Source organism: Cellulomonas jepli (assembly GCF_047229345.1).
In the GTDB taxonomy this organism is placed as follows: domain Bacteria; phylum Actinomycetota; class Actinomycetes; order Actinomycetales; family Cellulomonadaceae; genus Cellulomonas_A.
Genome location: NZ_JBFTER010000020.1, coordinates 14,126 through 32,901, shown reverse-complemented (window position 1 = coordinate 32,901; position 18,776 = coordinate 14,126). Strand labels below are relative to the sequence as shown.

The window sequence follows — 18,776 nt, the reverse complement described above, 5'->3', positions numbered from 1 at the left end:
GAGCGGGACCGGCGACCGCACGAGGGTCGGCCGGCCCATGACTCCCGCTCTCAGGGACGCGCCGCCTCGGGCTCCGGCTCGTCCTCGGGGGTGGTGTCGCGCAGGTCGTGCACGAGCGCCAGCACGTCGTGCACCGCCGGGCGCAGCGGGCGCAGGCGCGAGAGCCGGACCAGCCGGTCCACCAGCGGGGCGGTCCGGTGCACCAGGTGACGGGTCCGGCGCTGGCCGCGGCTGGCGTCGTGCACCCAGAAGAGCGTCACGCCCATGTGCGCCAGCCAGAGCAGCTCCGGCAGCTCGGCGAGCAGGCGCTCGTCGCCCTTGAGGTCGCTGCCCTCGACGACGGCCCGGTAGATCGCGGTCGACGCCTCGCGCGGCCGGCTGCTCTCCGCGCTGAACGGGTTGAGCGGGCTCGCCGGCTGGGCGGCGACGGCGAAGAACCGTCCGGCGAACTGGTGGTACGGACCGGCCGCCTCGAGGAACGACTCCTCGGCGACCCGCAGGCGCGAGGGGAAGTCGCGGACCCCGGCCAGGCGCGGGAGGGCCACGTCGCGGTGCTCGTCCTGGAGCCGGTCGTAGAAGCCCTGGACCAGGTGCTCCTTGGAGGCGAAGTAGTAGTACGCGTTGCCGAGGCTGACGCCCGCCTCGGTGGCGACCGCCCGCATCGTGGTCTTCTCGTAGCCGCGCTCCTGGAACAGCGCCAGAGCGGCCTCGACGATGCGGGCCCGGGTCTCCTCGCCGCGTCGGGACGGGGCCGGGGCGGCGTTCGTGGGGTCGGTCGGTGCGGCGCTCACGCTCTGGCTCCTCCCTCTCGGGCCTGCACGGATGTCACCTCGGCGCCTCGAACCTCCGCGACACGATATCTCCGCAGGCCGGCACGCCGGCGGCGGCGGGCGCCGGACCCGGGTCGACCGCCTCAGGCGCGCGGCAGGTGCGGGTTGCCGTAGACGGGAGGCGCCACGGGCGGGTTGTGCGGCCCCGACGGGACGTAGGCGCTGTGCTGCGGCTGCGCGACGAAGCGGTGCCGGCTCAGCACGAGGACGTTGCCGAGGTGGAGCGCTCCGAGCAGGAGGGTCACCGCCCCGAGCTTCGAGGCCAGCGCCTCGATGACCTCCTGTGCGGAGGTGACGGGCTGGCCCGTCCGGAGCATGAGCGAGACGAACCCGAGGTTCACGAGGTAGAAGCCGACGACCAGGAGCCGGTTGGTCGCCTCGGCCACCTTCTGCTCGCCGTGGAAGACGTCGACGAGGAAGACCTCCCCGTTCCGCGTCAGGGTCCGGGCGACCCAGACCGTCAGGGCGACGCTGACCGCGATGTAGACGAGGTACGTGACGACGGTCGGGTTCATCGGGGCGCTCCTGGGCGAGGACGTCGGCCGGGTGGTCCCCGGCTAGTTGAACGTGTTCAACACGTCCAGCGTAGAGCAGAACTTGAACATGTTCAAAGTGACGCCGGTCACCGCGGGCCGGCGTCTGGTCACGGGGATCGGGCAGTCGGCCGGCCCCGTCCTGGTGGCGGCGGTCGTCGGGGTCGCCGGTGTCGGTGCGGCGGCCGTGTCCGTGGGCGCACTCGGCGTGGCGGGCGCCGGATGGCTCTGGTACTGGTTGTCCTCCGCACCGAAGGGGAGACAGCCGTGACGTGGTCCGCGGAGGCGCGCCTGACCGAGCTGGGGATCACGCTGCCCGGAGCGAGCGCGCCGCAGGCCGCGTACACCAACTGCGTGCAGGTCGGCGCCCTGCTGTTCGTCGCGGGCAAGGGTCCGGGCGACCCGCAGGCCGTGGGGAAGCTCGGTCGCGAGCTCACCACCGTGCAGGGGGCGGGCCTTGCTCGCGCGGTGGGGCTGGGGGTGCTCGCGGCGGTGCGGGGCTTCCTGGGCTCGCTCGACCGGGTCGAGCGGGTGGTCAGGGTGCAGGCGTTCGTGAACGCGACCGAGGACTTCACGGAGCACCATCTCGCGGTCGACGGGCTGTCCGAGCTGTTCGTCGACGTCTTCGGCGACTCCGGGATCCACACCCGGTCGGTGCTCGGGGCGGTCTCGCTGCGCGGCGGGCTGCCGATCATCGCGGAGTGCCTCTTCGAGGTCGACGAGCACCGCAGCGCCTGAGCCGCGCAGGGACTCGCGGGTTCGTCACGTACCGGTCCGCGCCGGTCGGTCGGACGGGGTCACGTGTGACCCCGCCGTCGTCCGAGGGCGATGATGAGGGCGCCGGGCCGGGCCGGGCCGATCGCAGGGCCGGTCAGGCGCCGTCGGACTCCGAGAGCGCGAACCGGCGCCAGTCCCGCGGGGTGAGCCCGTAGGCCGCCTTGAACCGACGGGTGAAGTGGGCCGGGTCGCGGAAGCCCCAGCGTCGGGCGATCGACGCGATCGGCACCGTCACGTTCGACGCCCGGGCCAGCTCCTCACGCGCGCCGACCAGGCGCCGGCCGATGATCCACTGCTCCAGGCTGAACTCCGCTGCGGCACAGACCCGGAAGAGGTGCCGCTCGGAGATGTTGTGCGCTCGCGCGACCGTGGCAGGCGTCAGGTCCGCGTCGCGCAGGTGCTGCTGGACGTACGCGCGGATCTGGACGAGCAGCGTCGCCGCGATCGTGCTCCGCTCGAACCTGACGTCGTGCGCGGCGGACGCGAGCAGAGCACGCAGCAGCTCGACGGAGGCACCGGCCACCCCGGCGGCAGCGGGGTCGGCCACGACCGCGTCGGTGCTGCGCGCGAGGCCGAGCAGGTGCCGTTGGAACAGCCCGTACAGCGGGCTGGTCCTGAGCTGGCGCGAGGCGGTGCGGACGAGGTGCGCCGGCAGCCCGACCTGCTCCGCGGGGACGGAGATGCAGAAGGCCGAGCCGAGCCCCCGCCACGCGTAGTCGTACGGCTTCGTCAGGTCGACGCAGATCAGACCCCCGGTCCCCGCGCGGACGTCGGGGTCGGTGTCGTCGTACGTGATCAGGGACCGACCGGCCTCCTGGACGGCGATGGCGACCCGGCCGTCCGGGTCGACCCGGAGGTGACGGCTCTGACGGGTCATCCGCATCCCGGAGGCCTCGTTGCGCCACACGTCCACGTCGCCCAGCCGCCACGCCTCGATCCGCGTGAAGACGCGCTCCGGGGCGTCGTCGTAGCGGACCTCGCACGGCGCGGTGGTGCCCTCCAGGGCAGCCGAGATCGCGGGCAGCCGTTCCTTGGGTCCGACGGTCCGGGTGTCCAGCAGCACCACCATGCCGCCCGCCCCTTCCCTTCGAGGCCGCACGCGGGTCGCGAGGCCGAGGGCATCTTCGTGCGTTCCTGGAGGGAGGCGAACCCCGACTTGTCCGTGGCTGCCCACAGCAGGTCCCTCACCGACCTGAGCAGCGCAGACGCCCCTCGCGCGACCAGTGTGTACCTCGTCGGAGCCCGGCGGAACCCCGGCCGACGCACGCCCCGCCGGCCGCTCCCGGACCGGCGGTCGCGCTCGTCCGGACCGCCTCCGCTGCGCGACCACCCGCACACCGACCTGCGGGTGCTCGTCGACTCACCGCCCGCCTGAGAGAGAGGACCCGATCATGGCCACCATCGTGCTCGTGCACGGCCTGTGGATGACCCCCCGCAGCTGGCGCGGCTGGAAGCACCGCTTCGAGGCCGCAGGCCACACCGTCCTCACGCCCGCGTATCGCGGCTTCGAGATCGAGGTCGAGGCGCTCCGCGAGAACCCGGAGGTCATCGCCACGCTCACGGTGCCGGAGACCGTCGACCACCTCGCCGCGCAGATCGAGGCGCTCCCCGAGCCGCCGATCCTCATGGGTCACTCCTTCGGCGGCACCCTCACCCAGCTGCTCCTCGCCCGTGGTCTGGGCTCGGCGGGCGTCGTCGTCGACTCCGCGCCGACCGAGGGCGTCCGCGTGACCCCGCTGTCGCAGGCCCGGTCGCTGTTCCCGGCGCTGAAGAACCCCGCGAACTTCCACCGAGCCGTCGGGTTCACCCCGGAGGAGTTCCACTACGCCTTCGCGAACACGCTCTCGCGCGAGGAGTCCGACGCGGTCTGGCGCGAGTTCGCCATCCCCGCGCCGGGCAACTGGGTGTGGGCGTACGGCCTCATCGCGAACTTCAGGCCGGGCCGGCAGGAGACCTGGGTGGACTACGACGCCGATCGCGCGCCCCTGCTGTTCGTCGGCGGCGAGAAGGACCACATCATGCCGCCGTCGGTCAACAGGTCCAACGCCAAGCACTACGCCCGGTCCCCCGCCGTCACCGAGTACCACGAGTTCCCCGGCCGCTCGCACTGGATCTGCGCGGAGCCCGGCTGGGAGGAGGTCGCGGACCACGCCCTGGCGTGGGCGCTCGAGCACGCCCGGACTGCCTCGGTCCCCGCGCCGTAGACGAGAGCCGACCGCCGGTCCCCGGCCCGAGGAACCTGTGCGAGCACCGGTTCGTCGCGGGCCGAGGCCGGTCGGGCCGGCCCCGTCCTCTGCGCCGCGTCCGGGCCTCGACCGCTCCGGCCTAGGCTGACCGGATGGCCGAGCGACCAGCACGACGTCCGCGCGTGGAGGAGCTCGCCTGGGGCCCGACGCCGATGGGCGAGATCAACCTGCGTCGGCGCCGGGATCCGGTGACCGGGGCCGACGTGCTGGAGGTCAAGCTGGGCGACGAGTTCCTCATGTCCAGCCTGTTCACGGTGGCCGAGGAGGAGCTCGCGCGGCTCGGGCTGGCCATGACCGGGGCGCCTGCCGACGGCGGTACGGCTGGTCTCGACGTCGTCGTCGGCGGGCTCGGGCTCGGGTACACCGCGCTCACCGTGCTCGAGGACGCGCGCGTCGGCTCGCTGGTCGTCGTCGACGCGCTCGCCGAGGTGATCCACTGGCACCACGCCGGCCTGATCCCGGCCGGCGCGGTCCTCACCGCCGACCCGCGGTGCCGTCTGGTGCACGCCGACTTCTTCGCCGCCCTCGCGTCGGACGACGGCCTGGACCCTGCGACGCCCGGCCGCCGGTGGGACGCGGTCCTGGTCGACATCGACCACTCCCCCCGTCACCTGCTCGACCCGAGCCACGCGAGCTTCTACACGCCGGCCGGCCTGCTGCGGCTGCGCGAGCACCTGGTGCCCGGCGGCGTGTTCGCGCTGTGGTCCAACGACCCGCCGGACGAGGCGTACCTGGACCTCCTCCGCACGCTGCTGGTCGACGTCCGGGCGGACGTGGTCTCGTTCCCGAACCCCTTGCAGGGCCGGGATGCCACCAACACCGTCTACCTCGCGCGCGCGCCACGCTGATCCCGACCGGTCCCCGCGGTGCCGCGCGAGGAGCCGGCCCGGGGACCCCAGGAGCCGCGCATGTCGTCAGCCTCGAGCCGCAGTGCAGGTGTGTTGCACATACGGCAACACACATCGTAGCCTCGTCCGCATGAACGACGAGCGTCACACCGTCCCTGCGCCGAACGACCTCCTGTCCGCCCTCGACGCCGACCGCACCGCGCTCGGCCGGCGCGCTCGCCGGCCCGCATGGCTCGCACCGGCGCTCGGCGCGGTGGCCGCCGCGTGGATCACGACCAGTCACACCGCCCGCTCGGACAGCCCCAGCCCCTGGTTCTTCCTGTTCCTCGTGGCGATGATCCTCGTCCTCGTGGCCACCAGGTCCACGGGGGTGCGGCTGAAGGGCATCGGGGCCGGCGGCTGGGTCGCCTACCTCGCCCTCGTCGCGACCGGCCTGCTGCTCTACAGCACCGCGCTCGCCCTGGTCTCCCTGCGTCTCGACTGGTGGGTGGTCGTCCCGGCGGCGCTGATGTTCGCCGCCACCGTCGCCGCGGTGCGGGTCGTCGACGCCTCTGCACGCAGGTCGCTGGACCGTGACCGCTGAGGCTCGGCCGGACGAGATCGTCCACAACCTCGTCCGCCTGCGCATCTGCGGGCTGCTGCGTCCCGTCGAGGCCCTGAGCTTCTCGGCGTTGGCAGCGACCCTCGACCTGAGCAAGCCGACGCTCTCGAAGCACCTGCGTGTGCTGACCGACGCCGGCTACACGACGTTGAGCCGTTCCTCCTCCGAGGAACGGGACGACCGGCGCCAGATCGCCTGGGTGCGGTTGACGGCCGAGGGCCGGCACGCGTTCGACGGGCACGTCGCCGCACTCCGCGAGATGACCTCACCCTGACGGCGCCCGCGCGCGAGAGCCGGCGAGTCGGTGCCCGGCCACCTGCCGGCCGAGCGCGAGGCGGGAACGGTGCGGATCGCGGACGTGGAGCTCGCCGGTCGCGCTCGCCGGCTCACTCCCGGTCGACGGGAAGGTCCTCGACCAGCGGGAACCCGGCGAGCTCGAGGTCGACCGCGCGGGTCGCCGGGTCGAGCGCCGGGAACGTCGCGGTGAAGAGGAACGGGGTGGCGGCGTCGACGTGCTCGGACAGGTCCGAGCACAGGCACTCGACCGTCTCCTCGGGGTTCGTGGTCAGCGCCGCGAGCGTGGGCTGGTACCGGATGTTCTCCGTGGGGACCTGCAGGGCCAGGCCCCGGACATCGCGCACGAGGCGGACGTCCGGGCTCAGGTACGTGCTCGGCACCTGCAGGGCCCCGTCGCCGAGATAGGTCAGACGCAGCAGGAGAGTCGTCGCCTGGTCGTCCGCCGAGACGTCCACGACCTCGAAGCGCGCCGGGGTCGGGACCGTCTGGTGGGCGAGCTCGCCCTCGACCGAGCGCAGCACCTCGTCGTCCTCCTGCGCGGAGACCGCCTCGATGAGCTCGGTGGCGGTCCAGTCCGACCCGCCGCCGTCCTCGGTGCGGCTGTCGCCCGAGGTGTCGACCGGCGAGGGGGTGTCGCCCCCGGTGCAGCCCCCGACCAGGAGGACGGTCGCGAGGACGACCACCGCGTGCCACGGGGAGCGGCGTGCACAACGGGCCCGACGTGCCTGCCGGAGGCCGGTCACTGGGCACCACCCTTCAGCGTGTAGACGACGGTCACGCGTCGGTTGGCCTGCTTGCCCTCGTCGGTGTCGTTGCCGGCGATCGGCTCCGACTCGCCCTTGCCGACGCTCACGAACGTCACACCACCGCCGGACGCGGGCTCGAGCGACTCCCGGACCGCGAGGGCGCGGTTCTCGGAGAGCGTCTGGTTGAACTCGTCGGTCCCGTCGGCGTCCGTGTGCCCGGTCACGACCACCTCGCCGGTCCCGCGTGCGGCGATGTCCGCCGCGACACCGGCCAGCACGGCCTGGGCCGGTGAGCCCGGTTCCGAGGCGCCCGACGCGAACAGCACGTTGGTGTCGAGGGTCACCGCGACCTCCTGCGGGCTCTCCTGCGCCTGGGCGATCGCCTCGAGGTCACCGGAGCGACGCAGGAGCGTCCACGTCACGGCAGCCGGGTCCGCGTCCGCCAGCTCCGCGCCGGCGGGCACCCTCGGCCAGCCCGCACCGAGCAGGGGCGCGGGCTCGTCGCTCACGGGCTCGAGGGCGCCGTCCTCGACCGGGATGCCGGGCACGATCGTCCCCGACGGCATCCGCACCTGCACCGTCGTCGTGCTCGGGGGCAGCGCGGGGAACACCGCCCAGCCGACGACGAGCGCGCCCCGGTCGGCCGACAGGTCCCGGTTCGCGGTCGCGAACGTCGAGTCCCCGTCCCGCAGCGGGGTGTACATCGCCGTGGACGCGACGTCGACGAGGCCGATCTCCGTGGCGTACGCGGGGTCGTACGGGCTCGCGGACGTCTCGAGCACGCTCTCCGCGAGGAGGTCCTCGTCGGCGTCCGGCGCCAGACCGAGGGAGTAGTAGACGGCCGTACCGCCCTCGACGCGACGGACGCCGTGCACGAAGCCGACGACCTCGGGGCTCCGCGGGTCCCACCCCTTGCGGAACGTGAAGGAGCCCAGGACCGGCACGTCCTGCCCGTCGACCACGACAACACCCGAGGGCACACCGTCACCGGACCCGGACGCCGCCGGCAGGGCCGCCGGGAGGAGTGCGCCGGCGAGCGCGAGCACGCCCACCCGCCTCGCCAGACCGTGAACCGTCATGGACTCCCCCGCCTCTGGTCGTGTGCCCGGTCGCGGCGCCCGGGCGAGAGTGGGGAGGTCCTCCGCTGGGCCGCTGCGAGGAACCCCATCCCCGTCCGCCGGCCGCTGAACCCGGTCTGCCTGTCGCACCTCCACTGTAGGCGGCGGCACCTCCCGGGTCTCCTCCGGACCTCGCCGGTCGACGTCCGGGCGGTCAATTATGTGACGCCGCAGGTAGATGTCGACAGTCGGATGACTACTTTTGCTTGATGCTCGGCATAAGGCGTCCCTACGGTCAGCCCATGGTCAAAGGCGACACATCGGACGTTCCCCGGTGGCCCGCTGCCGCAGGACGATCCCTGCCGCGGTGGCGGGGCGTCACGGCTGACGTCACCGGAGCCGAGGCGGTCGACCTCGCTCGGTTCCCCGTGACCGACCCGCGACCTGCCCTGACCGCTGCGTCGCACACCCGGCACTGCCCCAGCGCAGGCGCCTGAGGCGAGGGCCGCCTCGCACCTCACGTCCCCAGGACGACCACCCTTCAAGGAGGAAGAGTGCGACCACGAACAGCTCGACGCCCGAAGGCCCTCGCGGCCCTGCTGGGCCTGTCCCTGCTCGGATCGGCGGTGACGGCGACAGCCCTGCCGGCGGCCGCGGCCGACGACGACCTGCCGCCTCAGCAGCCGGGCGTCACCCTGCGGACGTACGCACTGGGGGTGGCGCAGCAGTCGATCTGCCAGGTCCGCCCCGGCACCACCCCGAACGTCGACAAGCACATGCCGACGATCGACTGGACCACGCCCGAGGAGTTCGGCGCCGCGGACAACTTCCGCTCCGACGTGATCGCCACGCTGCACACCCCCATCGCCGGGGAGTACACCTTCCGCCTGACCAGCGACGACGGGTCCAGGCTCGTCGTCGACGACCAGCTGGTCGTCGACCACGACGGCCTGCACGAGGCGATCCCGAAGGACGGCGTGATCACGCTGGCCGCCGGCCACCACGACCTGCTCGTGGAGTACTTCGAGGCCGGCTTCGACCAGGGCCTGCGCCTGGAGTGGCGCACGCCGGGCTCGGACGAGCTCGTCGTCGTGCCGTCGTCCGCCCTGAGCACGGACCGGGACGTCGTCCGCGTGACCGCGCCCGGGACCAAGTCCTGCACGGGGGACAAGGACACCCCGGGGGACGGGCTGCGGCTGGACGCCGTCCACCCGAACTACACGCTCACCGACCTGCTGCCGGACGGCTTCGAGCCGATGGTGTCGGCGCTCGACTGGACCGAGGAGGGCGACCTCGTGGTCGTCACCGCAGGGTCCGTGAGCCCGAGCGGACCGGTGCCGGACCCCGAGCCGGGTGAGGTGTTCGTGCTCAGCGGCGTGACCGGTGAGACCGACGCCGAGCAGGTGACCGTGACGAAGGTGGCCACCGGGCTGCTCAACCCCATGGGCGTGGCCGCCGTCGACGGGTCCCTCTACGTCTCGGAGCGGGACCGGCTCACCGAGCTCACCCCGGACACGGACGGTGACGGCCTGCTCGAGCACCGCACGGTGGCCGAGTGGCCGTACGGCGGCAACTTCCACGAGTTCGCCTTCGGCCTCCTCCACGACGACGACCACTTCTACGTGACGCTCTCGGTCGCGATCGACAACGGCGGCGCGACGACGGACCCGCAGCTCGCCGAGAACCGCGGGACGAGCATCCGGGTCGACCGGGAGACGGGCGAGATCCAGTACGTCGCCGGTGGTCTGCGGACCCCGAACGGGCTCGGCTGGGGCCCGCAGGGCGAGCTGTTCGTCATGGACAACCAGGGCGCCTGGCTGCCGTCGTCGAAGCTGCTCCACGTCGAGCAGGACCGGTTCTTCCACCACTACACGAACCCGGCGGGACCGTTCGACGCGAACCCGGTAACCAAGCCGGTGCTGTGGCTGCCCCAGAACGAGATCTCGAACTCGCCGAGCAACCCCGTGCTGCTCGAGGAGGGGCCGTTCGCCGGTCAGATGCTCTTCGGTGACGTCACCTACGGCGGGCTGCAGCGGGCGTTCCTCGAGGAGGTCGAGGGCGAGTACCAGGGAGCGGCGTTCCGCCACACGGCCGGCCTCCAGGCCGGCGTGAACCGGACCGTCGTCGGCCCCGACGGTGCCGTCTACGTCGGCGGGATCGGCGAGGCGGGCAACTGGAGCGAGTCGGGCAAGCTCGACTACGGGCTGCAGAAGCTCACCCCGAACGGGACGAACGCCTTCGACATGACCTCGATGAGCGTCACGGAGGACGGTTTCGACGTCCGCTACACCCAGCCGCTGTCGGAGGACACGGTGCAGCGGATCACGCAGGACGCCGAGGCCGGCTACGACGTGCAGCAGTGGCGCTACGTGCCCACGCAGCAGTACGGCGGCCCGAAGATCGACCAGGAGGTGCTGCTGGTCACCGCGGCGGAGGTGTCGGAGGACCGGCGGACCGTCCGCCTGACCGTCGACGGCCTCAAGCCGGACCGCGTCGTGCACCTGCGTTCGCCGCGGCCGTTCACCGACGCCGACGGTGACGAGCTCTGGAGCACGGAGGCGTGGTACACGCTCAACACCATCCCCGGCTACGTGGCTCCGGACGACCTCGGCCACCACGAGGCCGAGGAGGCGCAGATGCTCGGCGGCGCCTCCATCGCGATGGACCACAGCGGCTACTCCGGCTCCGGGTTCACCGCCGGCCTCCAGGCCCCGGGCGCCTCCGTGACGTTCACGACCCAGGTCGACGAGGCCGGGACCGTCCCGGTCCACCTCCGGTACGCCAACGGGCCGGACCCCTTCCAGGGCACCAAGCGCATGTCGCTGCACGTCAACGGCGTCGAGGTCGACCCGGTGGAGTTCCCGAGCACCGGGGACTGGAAGACGTGGCGGACCCTCACCCGCGAGCTGGACCTCCGTGCGGGAGCCAACACCATCTCCCTCCGCTACGAGGACGGCGACGACGGGAACGTCAACCTCGACGTCCTGCGGGTCGGTGCGGACCCGGACATCTGCGCACCGGACGCGCCCGAGGACGGCTACACCGCACTGTTCGACGGCACGCTGGCGAGCCTGGACCGCTGGCGCATGGCCGGGCCCGGTGGCTTCGGCCGGCAGGCCGACTGCACGCTGCGCACCCAGGGCGGCCTCGGCCTGCTCTGGTACACGGCGCAGGAGTTCGGCGAGTACACGCTCAAGCTCGACTGGAAGCTCTCGAAGGACGACAACGGCGGCGTGTTCGTCGGCTTCCCGAACCCCGGGAACGACCCGTGGGTCGCCGTCGGGCAGGGGTACGAGATCCAGATCGACGCGAGCGACGAGGCGGACCGCACGACGGGCGCCATCTACACGTTCCAGGGGGCGGACGCCGCCGCGATCGACCGGGCGCTCAAGCCGGTGGGGCAGTGGAACGCCTACGAGATCGAGGTGGCGGGCGACACGATCCGCGTGCACCTCAACGGTGTGCTCGTCAACGAGTTCACCAGCACCGACCCGGCGCGTGACCTGTCCTCGGGCTTCGTCGGCCTGCAGAACCACGGTGCCGGCGAGGCGGTCTCCTACCGGGACGTGCGGATCCGCAGCACCTCCACGTCCGCGACGTACGAGCTCGAGGACGGTGCGCTCGACGGCGGGGCGGAGGTCGGCACGGAGCACGCCGGCTACTCCGGCTCTGGCTACGTGCAGGGCTTCGGCCGCCTCGGGGCCGGTGCGACCGCGACGGTGGACGTCGACGCCGCGGGGACGTACCCGGTGACGCTCCGCTACGCGAACGGACCGCACCCGTTCGCCGGACCGAAGACCGTCTCCCTGCACGCCAACGGCACCGATCTCGGGCAGGTCACCCTGCCGAGCACCGGGGAGTGGTCGGCGTGGTCGAGCGTGACGGTCGACGTCCCTCTGCAGGAGGGCGGGAACACCGTCACCCTGCGCCACGAGGACGGGGACGACGGGAACGTCAACCTCGACCGGCTGCGGCTCGGCGAGGTGGTCGCGGCCTCACCGCCCGTCACGACGGCAACGGTGAGCCCGGAGCCGGTGGGCGGGTGGCACACCGTCGAGCCGACGGTGACGCTCGCCGCACAGGACGCCGACGGCGTCGCGTCGACGCAGTACCGGCTCGACGACGGCGACTGGCTCACCTACGAGGAGCCGTTCGCGGTCCCCGGTGAGGGCGAGCGCACCGTCTCCTTCCGCTCGACGGACACGCGCGGTGCCGTCGAGGAGCCGTCGACCGTGGTCGTCGCCGTGGACACCGTCGCACCCCGGGTGGCCTTCTCCGGCAACGCCGGGAGCTACACGGTCGACCAGCGGGTCACCCTCGGCTGCGCGGCGACCGACCCGGAGCCCGGGTCGGGGGTCGCCTCCACCACGTGCGCCGACGTCCAGGTCCCGGCGTGGACGTACGGCCTCGGCACCCACCCGCTCACCGCCTCGGCCACCGACGCCGCAGGGAACGTGGGCGAGGGCGCCACCGAGGTGTCGGTCACGGTCACCTTCCGGTCGCTGCGGTCGCTCGTGAACACCTTCAGCGACCGCTGGGTCACCACAGCGGTCATCAACAGCACGCTGGTGCGCGCAGAGCACACACGGAACAGCACCGCACGCAGGATGCTCCTGACGGGGGTCGAGCGCCACATCGCGCAGCAGGTCGGCAAGGCCTTCACGGTCGAGGAGGCGAAGGTGCTCACGCCTCTGGTGGCGGCGCTGCGCTGACGAGCCGGCTGACGAGTCGGCGGGAGGAGCCCGGCACCGGGTTCCGGGCTCCTCCCGCCGACCTGGTTCTGCCCCGGCGCGACGCGCCGAACCGGTCTCCGCGCGCGTGAGCGAGACCCATTCCAGGTCCTGACCGAACGTGCAGGACCAACAGCGTCGCCTCCGCGGTGATCAGGCAGAGGATCGACGGCATCGGCGTGCGCCGAACGCGGTCGCCCTCATGACTGACCCGGGTCGGCAGAGATCGTCTCGGGCTCGGCCTTGTCGGCGAGGTCCTCCAGCAGGCCGGCGCACGACTCGGGGACGAGGATGTGGTTGAAGAGCGACGCACTCACGCACGTCGCGTCCAGCGCTCGGATCTGCTGTGCGGCCGTCCGGAGGGCGACGGCAAGCTCCCGTGGATCGCCCGGCTTCTCGTCGCGCCGGTCCGACGACGCGGGTCGCACGGTTCCCCAGCCGCAAGCCCACGCCACGGACTCCGCTGACAGGTCATAGGCGTCCAGGCCGCAGCAGTCTGGGACGCAGAACCGCTGGAGCGACCACCAGAACCAGTCAGCGTCCGGAAGCAACGAGTCGACCGAGGTGTACCCGCTCCTCAGGTGCTCCGCCGGGTGGACCCTCTGCCAGCCCTCACCTTCGACGCTGTTCGACACGCGTGCAGGGTATGAGGAAGCGGTCCGATCGCGCACGCGACTTCTTCCCCGCATAGCGCTTGGTCGGAGAATCGTGCGTCTCGACAGTGACACCTGGCTATCGTCACGATGCCGGCCACCGTCCCCGACCTGAGCGGCCCGACGTGGATCAGTGTCCGCGTCCGCGTCTCGATGGGCGCTTGCTGGGCCGCCGCCCTGTGCGCACGCGGGTTCGCTCCGCCTGGACGCGAAGCTGCGGCTCGATGATGAGCTCGCGAAGCGGTTCTGGCAGGGCCTCCCACGTCCGGCGGTCGAGCCACACGCCATCGACCGTCTCGGCCCAGACGGCGTCGACCCGGCACCGCGCGGCAACCTCGTCGGTGTACCGCTCGGGCTGCCTGCGCAGCATGTCCTCGATCGGTCCGGCCGCGACGTACGACCGGTAGCCGTCGTCGCCCGACGGGTCGTGCAGCATCGCGTCGATCACCTCGACCGGCAGCGTGCCTTCCCCTACGGCCCCGTTCACCGTCTCCCATGCCCAGAAGTGACGCTCTGCTGCCTCGGCGCGCTCCTGCCGGTCGCCCTGACCGAGCTCGTAGTTGGTGCGGTACGCGCGCACCACGTCGGTGATCGTCTCGTCGTCCCACTGCACGACTCATGATGAGGTGGCCGCGGCAGAACCCAGCGCATCTTGGCCGGGCTATTGGGTGCGCGAAGATCTTGTTGGCAGGCTAGCGCTGGGTGCCCGGCTCGCGATGGTCGCGCGGGTGTGTGCGGGCTGCGGCCTCATGAGACCGGCCCGGCGGAACACGTCCCGGGCAGCTGCCGTCGAGCGACCCGCCTGAGTCCCTCGAACCCTTCTCCAACTCGCGATCGTCGTGACCGTGGGCCATGATCCGGGGGCCTTCGAATCACCCGGAAGCGTCAGACCCTCCGGCAGGCTCGCCGGACCCTTTCCCTTGGAGCGCTCATGCTTGCGATCGTTGCTGCCGCGATCTTCGCCCTCGCCCTGCTCCTCGACCTCGTCGAGGCGAACGTCGGGGACGCTCTGACCCCGCAGACGCTGATGTTCGCCGGTCTGTTCTTCCTCGCGCTGCACCTGGGTGGGGTCGGCGGCGCCTCGCCGGTGAACGGCGGCTGGCGGGGGCGTGGGGGGCGTGCAGGGCGTGGGGGAAGTTCCCGCCGGCGGTAAGGGCTCGTACCACCCGCTCCCGTCATCACGCCGGGGCGCACGGGGTGTCGAGATGCAGCCGCAGACCCGACAGATGCTGAGGCGTCGCACTTCGTCCCGACGTGACTCGACACACGACAGGTGCTACGCCTGCATGTCCACGAATCGCGAGTAGTGCCCCTGGAACGCCACGGTGATGGTGTCGGTCGGGCCGTTTCGGTGCTTGGCCACGATCAGGTCGGCCTCGCCGGCGCGCGGCGACTCCTTCTCGTAGGCGTCCTCGCGGTGCAGCAGGATCACCATGTCGGCGTCCTGCTCGATGCTGTTGTGCACCGCGATCCCGTTGGCGACGAAGTTGTGCGTCCCGACGACGGTCGCGTCGAAGACGGGCTGCTCGCCGAGCGGCTCGATGGCGACGACCTCGTCCCACAGGAGGTCGTTGACCGCCATGATCTCGAGCTCCTCGCTGCCGAGGACCTCGGCGACGCGCCCCAGGCGCTGACGCGACGGCGAGCGCTTCCACATCGTCGAGCCGCAGAACTGCGTGCCCATCGCCTCGGCGAACTGCCGGTGCGTCATCCCCTGCTCCTCGAGCAGCAGGCGCACGTCGTCCCACACCTGACGCGGGACGGTGTCGACGTTCGTGTTCGCGCGGGTCTCGCGGATGATCTCGAGCAGCCGCTCGGCCTGCTGGCCGCGAGCGCCGTGCACGCCGATCTCCTGGAGGAACCGGCGCTGGTCGTCGACGCCAGAGATGTCGAGCGTGTAGCCCGGGCGGTAGCCGGGCTTCGGGGTCGTCGTGCGGATGCGCGTCGAGATGCCGAAGCGGAGCAGGAGGCGCGAGAGCCCGTCGAGCAGCGGACGCGACGTCGACGCGTAGTAGATGCGGCCGCTGCGGCCGTTCGCGTTGACGGTGACCGAGCCGTCCGTCGCCCAGATGTGCCGGATGAACAGGGCGATCTGCCGCTTGGGGAGGTGGAACACCGACGTCGGCACGAACTTCTCGTGGCTCCGCGCGCCGAAGAGCCCGAAGTCGTCGAGCCACTCGGCGATCGGGTTCCGCTTGCCGCGCGCCAACCGGTGAGGCGCGGGCAGGCGGAGGCTCGTGACACGTACGGCTGCGTGGTCGTCACGGACCGGCGTGATGCCGAACGCGCCCGCGGCGTCGCTCACCGCGGAGAGGTTCAGCTCGTCGACCGATGCATAGCAGATCGGCTGACGCTTGACGAAGGAACCGTCACCGAGCAGGTGCGCCAGCATCACGACGCGGCGGTCGTCCCACTCGGCGTTCCGCTCCGGACCGGGGACGTGCCTCGGGACGCCGACCCGCGAGCCTGCGGCGAGCTCCTCCAGCGGAGTCCACCCCTCGTAGGTCAGGAAGGGGTGGTTGCCCGTCGCCGTGACCTCCTTGCCCGAGGAGAGCCGGAGCCGGTAGACCGGCTTCACACCTGTCGGGAAGACGTGCGTCAGGTGACGGCGGACGTACTGCAGCCGCTCGTTGAGCGCCCAGACGGGGACGTCCTTGGCGCCGAGGGCGAACAGTTCGCCCATCGTCGTCTCCGCGCCCGTGTCGGCGCGCAGGATGCGGGTGTCTGCGGTGAGACAACCGGACTCACGAAGGTCGCTCATCGCCGGCCGCTTGTCGGTGCGCTGCTCCGGCCCACGGTTCAGCTGCGAGATCGCGATGACGGGGACCTCGAGCTCCTTGGCGAGCAGCTTGAGCGCACGCGAGAACTCCGAGACCTCCTGCTGACGGGACTCGACGCGCTTGCCCGACGACATGAGCTGGAGGTAGTCGATGACGACGAGCTTGAGGTCGTGGCGCTGCTTGAGGCGCCGGCACTTGGCGCGGATCTCCATGAGCGACATGTTCGGCGAGTCGTCGATGAACAGCGGCGCCTCGGAGATCTTGCCCATCGTGGCCGCGAGCTTCTGCCAGTCGTCCTCGCCCATCTGGCCGGTGCGCATCTTCTGCAGGTGGATGCGCGCCTCGGCGGAGAGCAGACGCATCGTGATCTCGTTGCGGCTCATCTCGAGCGAGAAAACCACCGCCGCTTGATTGTGCTTGATCGCCGCCGACCGCACGATGTCGATGCCCAGTGTTGAGTTGTGTGTCGGGACCATCGACCGGCTCGCGAGGTACAGGTGCTCCGGGTGGTCGATCTCGACGCAGCGGACGGGGACGCTGTCGATCGGCTCGACGGAGACGACCATGCGCTGGCGGAGCCGCGGGGTCGAGGGGCGCCGGCGCTCCTTGTGCACCAGACGCTTGCGCTCGAGCGCGAAGACGTCGTCGTCCGTGGTGAAGGTGATGGTGAACGCGGTGGACGACTCGGCGCTTCGGCCACGGACGGTGCGCGTCGACCAGCCGGTCCGGTACCCGAGCGAGTGCACCAGCTCGCGGACGTCCTCGGCGAGCCGGCGGCTCGTGACCGTGAACTGCGGACTCCCGGTCGGGTTCACCGTCCCGTCGGTGTCGAGGAGCCCGGCGAGCAGGTCGCGTCGCTGCGCCTCGCTCGCGCGCAGGTACGCCGCAGGGATGTGCTTGTTCCTGAGCACGCCGAGCCCGCGCAGCAGGCCGGTGATCGTCCCGTGGTCGAGGTGGCACTCCTGGCACCGGCGCAGCCCGGTGCTCGGCCGGCCGCAGTCGGGGCACGTCGGCGCGGCGACCGGCGCGCTCACGACCTTGGCGCGCCCACCGCACGAGCGACCGCACGTGCGGACCTGGCTGGTCCGCGGCACGAACACGGCGCCGCACACGACGCAGTCACGCGCCGCGACGGCCTCGTCGGCGGGCAGACCCAGCGTGTAGAGCTGTGCAGCCCCGTCGGCCACCCCCGCCTGCCGCGCGACAAGCCCGCGGCCCTCGATGCGCATCGCGATCTCGGGGTCCGCCGACGTGAACCGCGCCGACGCCGAGTGGCCGTCGCCCAGCCACACGCCCAGGGCGTACGGGTCGACGGGGAGATACGCGTCCGGGAGCGCGAGCGGGGCGGCGGTCTGGACGGAGTGGTTCGCCCGCACGTCCGCCGTCACGCAGCGGACTGTCGCCGCGAGCTCCTCGGTGGTCCGCACGACGGTCGATCCGCCTCCGGACAGGCGACGCTCAGCACGCGTCCGGGTCGCCCACTCGTGCTGCGCGTCCGCGACGATCGTCGTCCCGTCGTCGAACGTCACGCGGTAGCACGGGCGACCCGTCATCACGGGAGTGGCCCCGACGACCGTCGTGCGGGTGCCGTCGGCCGCGATCAGCTCGTCGCCGACCTGCACCTCGCCCATCGTGGTCCAGCCCGTCGGTGTGGGCAGCAGGGTGTCGAGCGCGAGCGCCTTGCCGATGGCCGGACGCGCGGCAATGACGATCATCTGCCCCGGGTGGAGCCCGTTGGTCAGCCGGTCGAGGTCCGCGAACCCCGTGGGCACGCCGATCATCCCCTCGCCGCGGTGGCCGGCGGCCTCGATCTCGTCGACCGTGCCGCCGATGACCTCGCCGAGCCGGTGGTAGTCCTCGGTGGTCCGGCGCTCGGTGACCGCGTAGACCTCGGCCTGGGCGTTGTTGACGATCTCGTCGACGTCGCCGCCGTCGGTCGCGTACCCGAGCTGCACGATGCGCGTCCCCGCCTCGACGAGGCGGCGCAGCACGGCGCGCTCGCGCACGATGCGCGCGTAGTACCCGGCGTTCGCGGCGGTGGGGACGGCCGAGATGAGCGTGTGCAGGTAGGGCGCCCCGCCGATGCGGGTCATGTCGCCGCGCTTCGTCAGCTCGTCGGCGACGGTCACGGCGTCGGCCGGCTCGCCCCGGCCGTACAGGTCGAGGATTGCGTCGTAGATCGCCTCGTGCGCCGGGCGGTAGAAGTCGGTGCCGCGCAGCTGCTCGACGACGTCGGCGATCGCGTCCTTCGAGAGCATCATGCCGCCGAGGACGCTCTGCTCCGCGGCGACGTCCTGCGGAGGGGTCCGGTCGTAGCCGCCTCCGGCGCGCACACCGTCCGACGGCGCGCCGTACTCGAGCTCCTCGATCGTCACAGACTTCCCCCGACTCCACCGTGCACGTTGTCGAACATGTGTTCTATCAGGAGATACTGACAAGCTCCTGCGTCGTCCTCCCCGGACGCCCCCTGGAGCATCATCGCCCGCGCCGTACGCGAGGCTAAGGTGCTGCCTCCGGACACGCCAAGAACGCTGTCCACAGGTCCTGGGGACAACCGGTCGGCGCTTGTGGACCCCCCTCACGGCGCTGTGCACAGGTCGTGGACAGGCCTGTGGACAATGGTGGACGACGGCCCGAAAGACGCCTCTCACCGGGAGAGACGCCGTGCACCGTTGTG

General features: G+C 71.9%; 16 protein-coding genes. 8 read left to right on the top strand and 8 right to left on the bottom strand.

The features are described from left to right. Positions 1-50: 50 nt before the first annotated feature. Complete coding sequence (locus tag AB6N24_RS07065; RefSeq protein ID WP_412868708.1) at positions 51-791, bottom strand: TetR/AcrR family transcriptional regulator; 741 nt, start codon at positions 789-791, stop codon at positions 51-53. Between the two features lie 122 nt (positions 792-913). Next, positions 914-1,345 carry a hypothetical protein gene (locus AB6N24_RS07060; RefSeq protein WP_412868707.1) on the bottom strand — a complete coding sequence of 144 codons (432 nt, stop codon included), beginning with the start codon at positions 1,343-1,345 and terminating at the stop codon, positions 914-916. Positions 1,346-1,391: 46 nt separating this feature from the next. Between AB6N24_RS07060 and AB6N24_RS07055 the strand changes: the two genes are divergently transcribed. Together AB6N24_RS07055 and AB6N24_RS07050 are read left to right on the top strand one after the other, a co-directional pair. Next, positions 1,392-1,634 (top strand): hypothetical protein, encoded by a 243-nt coding sequence (locus tag AB6N24_RS07055; protein ID WP_412868706.1) that lies wholly within the window; start codon positions 1,392-1,394, stop codon positions 1,632-1,634. Next, positions 1,631-2,101: a RidA family protein gene (locus AB6N24_RS07050; protein ID WP_412868705.1), complete on the top strand. Its 471-nt coding sequence runs from the start codon at positions 1,631-1,633 to the stop codon at positions 2,099-2,101. Before AB6N24_RS07055 ends, AB6N24_RS07050 begins: the two co-directional genes overlap by 4 nt. A gap of 133 nt (positions 2,102-2,234) precedes the next feature. Here the strand turns inward: AB6N24_RS07050 and AB6N24_RS07045 are convergent, their stop codons facing one another. Further along, positions 2,235-3,209, bottom strand: coding sequence for a helix-turn-helix domain-containing protein (locus AB6N24_RS07045; protein ID WP_412868704.1), 975 nt, complete (start codon positions 3,207-3,209; stop codon positions 2,235-2,237). A 322-nt stretch (positions 3,210-3,531) separates the two neighbouring features. On the opposite strand from AB6N24_RS07045, the gene AB6N24_RS07040 reads away from it, so the two are divergent. From AB6N24_RS07040 to AB6N24_RS07025, 4 genes are all read left to right on the top strand, one after another. Then, a complete protein-coding gene (locus tag AB6N24_RS07040; RefSeq protein ID WP_412868703.1) occupies positions 3,532-4,344 on the top strand; it encodes an alpha/beta hydrolase in 813 nt (270 codons plus the stop codon). Positions 4,345-4,478: 134 nt separating this feature from the next. Continuing rightward, the gene (locus AB6N24_RS07035) at positions 4,479-5,234 is read left to right on the top strand and encodes a spermidine synthase family protein (RefSeq protein ID WP_412868702.1); all 756 of its coding nucleotides are present in this window, start codon (positions 4,479-4,481) and stop codon (positions 5,232-5,234) included. A gap of 130 nt (positions 5,235-5,364) precedes the next feature. Next, entirely contained in the window at positions 5,365-5,817 is a 453-nt protein-coding gene (locus tag AB6N24_RS07030) for a hypothetical protein (RefSeq protein WP_412868701.1), read from the top strand. Continuing rightward, the gene (locus AB6N24_RS07025; protein WP_412868700.1) at positions 5,807-6,109 is read left to right on the top strand and encodes a transcriptional regulator; all 303 of its coding nucleotides are present in this window, start codon (positions 5,807-5,809) and stop codon (positions 6,107-6,109) included. Before AB6N24_RS07030 ends, AB6N24_RS07025 begins: the two co-directional genes overlap by 11 nt. Positions 6,110-6,221: 112 nt before the next feature. Here AB6N24_RS07025 and AB6N24_RS07020 read toward each other — a convergent pair whose 3' ends face one another. Together AB6N24_RS07020 and AB6N24_RS07015 are read right to left on the bottom strand one after the other, a co-directional pair. Further along, complete coding sequence (locus AB6N24_RS07020) at positions 6,222-6,815, bottom strand: hypothetical protein (RefSeq protein WP_412868699.1); 594 nt, start codon at positions 6,813-6,815, stop codon at positions 6,222-6,224. Positions 6,816-6,871: 56 nt separating this feature from the next. Beyond that, positions 6,872-7,957 carry an OmpA family protein gene (locus AB6N24_RS07015; RefSeq protein ID WP_412868698.1) on the bottom strand — a complete coding sequence of 362 codons (1,086 nt, stop codon included), beginning with the start codon at positions 7,955-7,957 and terminating at the stop codon, positions 6,872-6,874. A 533-nt stretch (positions 7,958-8,490) separates the two neighbouring features. Here AB6N24_RS07015 and AB6N24_RS07010 point away from each other — a divergent pair. Next, positions 8,491-12,648: a 3-keto-alpha-glucoside-1,2-lyase-like domain-containing protein gene (locus AB6N24_RS07010; protein WP_412868697.1), complete on the top strand. Its 4,158-nt coding sequence runs from the start codon at positions 8,491-8,493 to the stop codon at positions 12,646-12,648. A 218-nt stretch (positions 12,649-12,866) separates the two neighbouring features. On the opposite strand, the gene AB6N24_RS07005 is transcribed toward AB6N24_RS07010, so the two are convergent. Together AB6N24_RS07005 and AB6N24_RS07000 are read right to left on the bottom strand one after the other, a co-directional pair. Then, on the bottom strand, positions 12,867-13,301 hold the full coding sequence (locus AB6N24_RS07005) for a DUF6331 family protein (protein WP_412868696.1): 435 nt from the start codon (positions 13,299-13,301) through the stop codon (positions 12,867-12,869). A 148-nt stretch (positions 13,302-13,449) separates the two neighbouring features. Beyond that, positions 13,450-13,932 carry a hypothetical protein gene (locus AB6N24_RS07000; protein WP_412868695.1) on the bottom strand — a complete coding sequence of 161 codons (483 nt, stop codon included), beginning with the start codon at positions 13,930-13,932 and terminating at the stop codon, positions 13,450-13,452. A gap of 318 nt (positions 13,933-14,250) precedes the next feature. Between AB6N24_RS07000 and AB6N24_RS06995 the strand changes: the two genes are divergently transcribed. Further along, positions 14,251-14,472: a hypothetical protein gene (locus AB6N24_RS06995; protein WP_412868694.1), complete on the top strand. Its 222-nt coding sequence runs from the start codon at positions 14,251-14,253 to the stop codon at positions 14,470-14,472. Positions 14,473-14,595: 123 nt separating this feature from the next. On the opposite strand, the gene AB6N24_RS06990 is transcribed toward AB6N24_RS06995, so the two are convergent. Next, positions 14,596-18,474, bottom strand: coding sequence for a replicative DNA helicase (locus AB6N24_RS06990; protein ID WP_489672053.1), 3,879 nt, complete (start codon positions 18,472-18,474; stop codon positions 14,596-14,598). Between the last annotated feature and the right edge of the window lie 302 nt (positions 18,475-18,776).

Bases quoted from the DNA above. Each gene is read 5' to 3' on its own strand.
- AB6N24_RS07030 (WP_412868701.1), top strand. From the start codon at position 5,365: ATGAACGACGAGCGTCACACCGTCCCTGCGCCGAACGACCTCCTGTCC.
- AB6N24_RS07035 (WP_412868702.1), top strand. From the start codon at position 4,479: ATGGCCGAGCGACCAGCACGACGTCCGCGCGTGGAGGAGCTCGCCTGG.
- AB6N24_RS07045 (WP_412868704.1), bottom strand. From the start codon at position 3,209: ATGGTGGTGCTGCTGGACACCCGGACCGTCGGACCCAAGGAACGGCTG.
- AB6N24_RS07040 (WP_412868703.1), top strand. From the start codon at position 3,532: ATGGCCACCATCGTGCTCGTGCACGGCCTGTGGATGACCCCCCGCAGC.
- AB6N24_RS07060 (WP_412868707.1), bottom strand. From the start codon at position 1,345: ATGAACCCGACCGTCGTCACGTACCTCGTCTACATCGCGGTCAGCGTC.
- AB6N24_RS06995 (WP_412868694.1), top strand. From the start codon at position 14,251: ATGCTTGCGATCGTTGCTGCCGCGATCTTCGCCCTCGCCCTGCTCCTC.
- AB6N24_RS07015 (WP_412868698.1), bottom strand. From the start codon at position 7,957: ATGACGGTTCACGGTCTGGCGAGGCGGGTGGGCGTGCTCGCGCTCGCC.